This window comes from Streptomyces marokkonensis, from assembly GCF_039539045.1.
Taxonomy (GTDB): Bacteria; Actinomycetota; Actinomycetes; order Streptomycetales; family Streptomycetaceae; genus Streptomyces; species Streptomyces marokkonensis.
This window is the reverse complement of the sequence record NZ_BAABCQ010000263.1, coordinates 1-6,787: the sequence shown is the minus strand read 5'-3', so window position 1 is coordinate 6,787 and position 6,787 is coordinate 1. Positions and strand designations below refer to the sequence as shown.

The window sequence follows — 6,787 nt, the reverse complement described above, 5'->3', positions numbered from 1 at the left end:
CGGCGCCCACCGCACCGACCTGCCCACCTACGCCTTCCAGCACCAGCGCTACTGGATCGAGGGCGACGCACCGGTCGCTGCTGAGACCGCGACCGCATCCGACCCGGTCGACACGGCGTTCTGGAACATCGTGGACAGCGGCGACGCCGACTCGCTGGCCCGCTCCCTCCAGGTCGACGTCACGGCGCTGGACGGTGTGCTGCCCGCCCTGTCCTCGTGGCGCCGGCGTCACCGCGACCAGGCCGTGCTGGACGGCTGGCGGTACCGGATCGAATGGCAGCCGGTGACGGACCGGCTGGTGCCAGGCGCGATCGCCGCCGAGGGCACGTGGCTGGTGCTGGCGTCCGCCGAGCACACCGGCGCGCCGGCGGAAGCATTGGACGCCGCGCTCACCGCACACGGCGGCCGCGTCGTACGTGTGGACGTGGACGGCGAGGACCGCAAGGGCCTGGCTGAACTCCTCCGCGCCGGACTCGTGCGGGCGGGCCTCGACCCGGCGGCGGCCCCGGCCGGTGTGGTGTCCCTGCTGGCGCTGGACGAGCGGCCGGACACCGAACACCCCACGCTGTCGCGCGGCACGGCGGCCACTGTCACCCTCGTGCAGGCACTCGACGACCTCGGCTTCACCGCCCCGCTGTGGTGCCTGACCTCCGGAGCCGTCGCCGTCCGGGAGGACGGGGAGGTACGGAGCGCCGACCAGCCCATGATCTGGGGGCTCGGCACCGTACTGGCCCTCGACCACCCCAGGTCCTGGGGCGGACTCGTCGACGTGACGGCCGAGCCGGACACGACGGAGCTGGGCCGGCTGGTCGCCGTACTCTGCGGGGAGCACGGCGAGGACCAGGTGGCGATCCGCCCCGCGGGCGCGTACGCACGCCGGATGGTCCGCACCGAGCCTTTCGCCGAGACCGCCTCCCGGGGCGCCTCCGCCGAGACCGGGACCGCCGGTGTCGGCGATGCCGGAACCGGTGACACGACCTCCACGGCCCCGACCGCGTCCGCCACGACGGCGCCGGTCACGACCGCGTCCGGCGAGGGCGCGGCCGCCTCCGCCGACGGCTGGACGCCGCGCGGCACGGTCCTCGTCACCGGCGGCACCGGCGGCATCGGCGCACACGTGGCGCGCTGGGCCGCCGGACGGGGCGCCGAGCACCTGCTGCTGCTCAGCCGCCGCGGCGGGGCGGCGGACGGAGCGGACGCGCTGGAGACCGAACTGACCGCTCTGGGCGCCCGGGTCACCGTCGCGGCCTGCGACGTCACCGACCGGGCCGCGCTCGCCGAGGTGATCGACGCGGTCCCGTCCGACGTGCCCGTCTCCGCCGTCTTCCACACGGCCGGCACCGCGCAGGAGCCGCGGCGTCTGCCGGACAGCACCGTCGCGGAGTTCGCCGAAGTGGGCCGGGCGAAGATCGCTGGCGCCGTGCACCTCGACGAACTGTTCGCGGGGCACCCGCTCGACGCCTTCGTGGTGTTCTCCTCCGGAGCCGCCGTCTGGGGCGGCGCCGGACAGAGCGGCTACGCCGCCGCCAACGCCCACGTCGAGGGCCTCGCCCGCCGCAGGCGCGCCGCGGGCCGGGCGGCGACCGCGGTGGCCTGGGGTGCCTGGGCCGGCGGCGGTATGGTCGACGACGCCGTCGCCGAGGAGTTCGCCGAGGTCGGCGTCGAGCTGATGCGACCCGAACTCGCCGTACGGGCACTGGGACAGGCGATGGCGCGGGACGAGGGCCACCTCGTCGTCGCGGGCATCGACTGGTCGCGGTTCGCACCGGCCTACACCGCCGCCCGGCAGCGCCCGCTGCTGTGGGAACTGCCCGAGGCCGCCCCCGCGCGGACCACCGACACCGCCGCCGACGCGCAGGCGGGCGACGAGGACGGGGCTCTGCGGACGCTGCTCCTGCCCCTGCCCCCGCGGGAGCGGATGACCGCGCTGACCGACCTGGTGCTGAAGGAGGCCGGACAGATCCTCGGGCACTCCACCGGCCCGGTCGCGATCGAGGACGGCGTCGCCTTCCTCGACATCGGCTTCGACTCGCTGACCGGCCTCGAACTGCGCAACCGGCTCCACCGGGTCTCCGGTCTCGACCTGCCCCAGGGCCTCATCTTCGACGCCCCCACCGCGGGGATGATCGCCGAGCTGATGCTCGAGGCGCTCGAACCCGAACTCGCCGTCACGCCGGAGACCGTCGTCGACGAGATCGGCAGGTTGGAATCAGTGCTGGCCCCGGCGCTGCACGACGACGCATCGCGTGCGCGGGCCGTGACGCACCTGCGTGAACTGCTGGCCAAGTGGGACCACACCGAGAAGGGAAAGTAGGCAGATGTTCGAGGTCGAGACCTACTTGCGCCGGCTGGGACTCCCGGAGGCGCCCGCGCCGGACGCTGAGACGCTCCGCCTCCTGCACAAGAGGCACCTGATGTCGCTGGCCTACGACAGCAGCCACTTCATCAAGAGCTTCACCGGCTTCCGCAACGTCGTCGACATCGACGTCGACGCCACGTTCCGCGCGATCGTCGTCGAGGGTGCGGGCGGCGTGTGCCACGACCTGAGCGGGCTGTTCCGCAGGCTGCTGACCGAACTCGGTTACGACGTCTCGATCCTGGCCGCGTCCCAGCGCTGGCCCAACGGGCAGTTCGGACCCGACTTCGAGCACACCTTCAACTGCGTACGGCTGGACGGGGAGGCCTGGTTGGTGGACGTGGGCTTCGCCGGGCCCTCGTACCTGGAGCCGCTGCGGATGACCGACGAGGTGCAGCACCAGTACGGCTGCTCCTACCGGCTCACGCCGGACGGCAGCCACCACGTGCTGGAACGGAAGGCCGCGGCCGGCGACTGGCGGTCGGTGTACCGCTTCGAGCTCACGCCCCGGCCGGTCTCCGACTGGGACAGTCCGCAGGACACCGCTTCCCAGGAGATCGTCAAGAACTCCCTCTTCGCCGGGACCGCCCTGCGTGGCCGCGCCACCGATCACGGACAGCTCGTCCTCACCGGCCGGCGGCTGCTGACGGTCGAGGACGGCCACGAGTCGATCCGCACGCTCATCGACAAGGCCGAGTTCGAGGGCACGGTGAAGGACATCCTCGCCGGCACGGGCAACGGCTGAGACGGGACCGGACGGAGAACGGACATGACAGTGGAGACGTTGACGACCGGCGCCGGGACGGACGCCGACACGGACGTGGCCGTCGTCGGCTACGGCCCCGTCGGGCAGGTACTGGCGATCCTGCTGGCCCGGCGCGGCTGGCGGGTCACCGTCGTGGAACGCTACGCCCAGCCGTACCCCATGCCGCGGGCGGTCGGCTTCGACGACGAGGCCGCCCGCAACCTGGCGGCCGTCGGCATCGGGGCCTTCCTCGACAAGTTCGGCGAGAACTCCCGGGACTACGCATGGCGCAATGCCGAAGGCGAGACCCTGCTGCAGCTGGAGAGCGCCGTGGACGGCCACTGCGGCTGGCCGCAGGCGACGGCCATGTACCAGCCGGGCCTGGAGGCCGCCCTCATCGAACGGGGCACCGACTTCCCCCACCTACGCGTCGTGCGCGGCCAGGAGGTCGTCGAACTCGACGACCGCGGCGACCTGGTCGAGGTGATCTCCGAGGACGCCGACGAGGAGGAGCACACCTTCACCGCGCGGTACGTCGTCGGATGCGACGGAGCCAACAGCTTCGTCCGCGAGTCCATGGAGAGCCCCCTTACCGACCTCGGCTTCTTCTACGACTGGCTGATCTGCGACGTGGTACTGAACGAGCCACGCGCCTTCCGCCCCAACAATGTCCAGATCTGCGACCCGCGGCGGCCGCGGACCGCCGTGTCGGCGGGCCCCGGGCACCGCCGCTTCGAGTTCATGAGGCTGCCCGGCGAGAACATCGAGGAACTGCGGCGCGAGGACACGCACTGGCGCATGCTGGAGATGTTCGACGTGCGGCCGGACAACGCGACGCTCGACCGGCACGCCGTGTACACCTTCCAAGCCCGCTGGGCGGAGGAGTGGCGCAAGGGCCGCCTGCTGATCGCGGGCGACGCCGCCCACCTCATGCCGCCCTTCGCCGGGCAGGGCATGTGCTCGGGCTTCCGCGACGTGGCCAACCTGTCGTGGAAGTTGGACCTGGTCCTGCGCTCCCGCGCCGACGCGTCCCTGCTCGACACCTACACCGTCGAGCGCCGGGCCCACGTGCAGAACGCCGTCACCACGTCCGTGAAACTGGGCAAGGTCATCTGCGTGACCGACCCCGCGGCCGCCGCCGACCGGGACGCGATCATGCTCGCCGCCCGCGACCGCGAGGGCACCGCGGCCCTGCCGATGTCGACCGCGATCCCCCTCGACGACGGACTGCTGCACCGCGCCGGGGACGACACGCCTACTGCCCCCGCCGGCACCCTCTTCCCGCAGGCCCGGGTGGCCGGCGCCGAGGGGGAGGGCCTGTTCGACGAGATCGTCGGCCTGGGCTTCGTCCTGCTCACCGCGGAGGACCCCGAGACATCGCTGGACGCCCGGCGGCGGGCCTTCCTCGAGGGCATCGGCACCCGCTTCGCCCACGTCCTGCCCGTCGGCACGGACCCGGCCGGAACCGGCCCCGGTGCCGTGGCCGACACCGAGGACCGCTACCTGCCGTACCTCGCCGCATGCGGGGCGACGGCGGTGCTGGTGCGCCCCGACTTCACCGTCTTCGGCGCGGCCCACGGGCCCGAGGACCTGCGCGATCTCGTCGACGGACTCGCCCGCCGACTGGGGACACCGGTCCAGGCCGACGCCGGCTGAGCCGCGCCCCCAGAACCCCCTGCAGCACCACTAGATAGGACCATGCACATGGGCACCCGTGAAGACATGTACGGCCTGTTCGCCAGCGTGAACAAGATCAACCTGACCGACGACCAGGCGGGTCAGAGTGCCGAGGAGGGCACGCACAAGAAGAACATCTCCACCAGCTACGACCTCCAGGCCCGGATGTCCAGGAAGGGCATCCTGTGGAACTGGGGCTACCACGACGAGCAGAACGCCAAGGAGATCAGCACCCTCATACCCGGCTTCCTCGACTACGACACGGACGGCTACTCCGAGGAGCTGTACTTCGCCGCGCTGCGGGAGGTGCCGTTCGAGCTCGGCGACTACGCCGACAAGTTCGTCCTCGAGGTCGGCTGCGGACTGGGCGAGGGCCTGAACTTCCTCTCCCGCGTCGTCGACGCCGAGCGCATGGTCGGCCTGGACCTGTCGGACGAGGCCGTCAAGCGCGCCAACGCCTCGCTCGGTCGCACCGGACTGAGTTACGTCCAGGGCGACGCGGAGAACCTGCCGTTCGAAGACGGCGAGGTGGACGTCCTCGTGAACATCGAGAGCGCCCACAACTACCCGAGCCTGGAGAAGTTCCTGGAGGAGGTGTCCCGGGTGCTCAAGCCCGGCGGATACTTCACGCACGTCGACCTCTACACCACCCAGCGCCACGCCTTCCTGAAGGAGCTCCAGGACAAGGAGCTCGGTCTGGAGTGGCTGCTCGACCGCGACATCTCGGCCCAGGTCCAGGCCGCGATCCACGGACGGCTCTCCCCCGAGGGCTCCTTCCACAAGGCGCTGCGCGAGCAGCGGGTCGGCGCCATCCAGCGGCACATGGCCAAGCGGGTCGGCCCGGAGGCCGTGGGCGGCTCCTTCGCCGGCTACACCGACAGCGGCTCCACCAAGCTGCTGAAGCGGATGGGCGTGCTGCCGTCGCAGTTCATGCCGCCGGTCGACAGCTATCGCCTCTACGTGGCCAAGAAGATCTGACCCGGCACCGGCCGAACCGCCCGCAGCGGGTGAGGCCCGCGCCCGTCTCCCATCGCAGTCCAGCCCGAGGAAGCCGAAACCGATGACGACCGAAGCCAGCCCGCCTCCGGCACCCATCAGCGGGAACACCCGTCTGTACGCCGTCCTGGGCGACCCGATCACACAGGTCCAGTCTCCCGGGCTGCTCAACCCGGTCTTCGCCGAGCTGGGTATCGACGCGGTGCTGGTGCCCGTGTACGCGCGGGCCGCGGACCTCGAGTCCGTCGTCCGCGGCCTGCAACGGGTGGGCAACCTCGACGGCCTGTTCGCCACCGTGCCGCACAAGGCGGCCGTCGCCGCTCTGGCCGACCGCCGCAGCGGCACGGTGGAGATCACCGGAAGCGCGAACGCCCTGCGGCGCGAACCCGACGGGGCCTGGCTCGCCGAAAACTTCGACGGCTCGGGGTTCGTGGCGGGCCTGGCCGGGGCCGGTCACGACCCGCGGGGCAGGCGGGTGTCGATGGCCGGCGCCGGAGGCGCGGGCAGCGCCATCGCGGCGGCGCTGCTCACCGCGGGCGCGGCGCACCTGTCGGTCCTCGACCCCGACGCGTCCCGACTGGCCGAGCTCGTCGACCGGCTGGCCCGGCACTGGCCGGGGCAGGTCGGTGCGGTTCCCGAACTGCCGCTGCACGAGACGGACATCGCCGTCAACGCCACCCCGCTCGGCCTGCGCGCCGAGGACCCCCTGCCGTTCGCGCCCGCCGCCCTGCCGCCCGGCGGCGTCGTGGCGGACATCATCATGAAGCCGAAGGAGACCCCCCTGCTGAAGGAGGCGGCGGCACGGGGCCACCGGGTGCACCACGGGATGCACATGCTCACCGGCCAGGTGGACTCCTACCGCGCGTTCTTCGGACTCGGCGTCCCCCGGACCACCGGCTGACCGGCGGACGCGGCGCGGAGCCGGCACATGACGCCGTCCTCCGCCCCGCCGGAACGGGCCGAAAATAGCCATTACCGGTGCAGCAGGCCCTCGTTCGGTAGAGGAAATAGTC

The 6,787-nt window shown here is 72.2% G+C and carries 5 protein-coding genes; all 5 read left to right on the top strand.

Annotation, left to right across the window (positions count from 1 at the left end; translation table 11 throughout):
• On the top strand, positions 1–2,314 hold a 2,314-nt coding region (locus ABEA26_RS34245), incomplete at its 5' end, for an SDR family NAD(P)-dependent oxidoreductase (RefSeq protein ID WP_345597737.1).
• A gap of 4 nt (positions 2,315–2,318) precedes the next feature.
• Positions 2,319–3,101 (top strand): arylamine N-acetyltransferase family protein, encoded by a 783-nt coding sequence (locus ABEA26_RS34240; protein ID WP_345597735.1) that lies wholly within the window; start codon positions 2,319–2,321, stop codon positions 3,099–3,101.
• Positions 3,102–3,125: 24 nt separating this feature from the next.
• On the top strand, positions 3,126–4,757 hold the full coding sequence (mhpA, locus tag ABEA26_RS34235; protein WP_345597733.1) for a bifunctional 3-(3-hydroxy-phenyl)propionate/3-hydroxycinnamic acid hydroxylase MhpA: 1,632 nt from the start codon (positions 3,126–3,128) through the stop codon (positions 4,755–4,757).
• A gap of 48 nt (positions 4,758–4,805) precedes the next feature.
• Positions 4,806–5,756, top strand: coding sequence for a class I SAM-dependent methyltransferase (locus ABEA26_RS34230; protein WP_345597731.1), 951 nt, complete (start codon positions 4,806–4,808; stop codon positions 5,754–5,756).
• 82 nt (positions 5,757–5,838) lie between these two features.
• On the top strand, positions 5,839–6,675 hold the full coding sequence (locus tag ABEA26_RS34225; protein WP_345597729.1) for a shikimate dehydrogenase family protein: 837 nt from the start codon (positions 5,839–5,841) through the stop codon (positions 6,673–6,675).
• Positions 6,676–6,787: the final 112 nt, after the last annotated feature.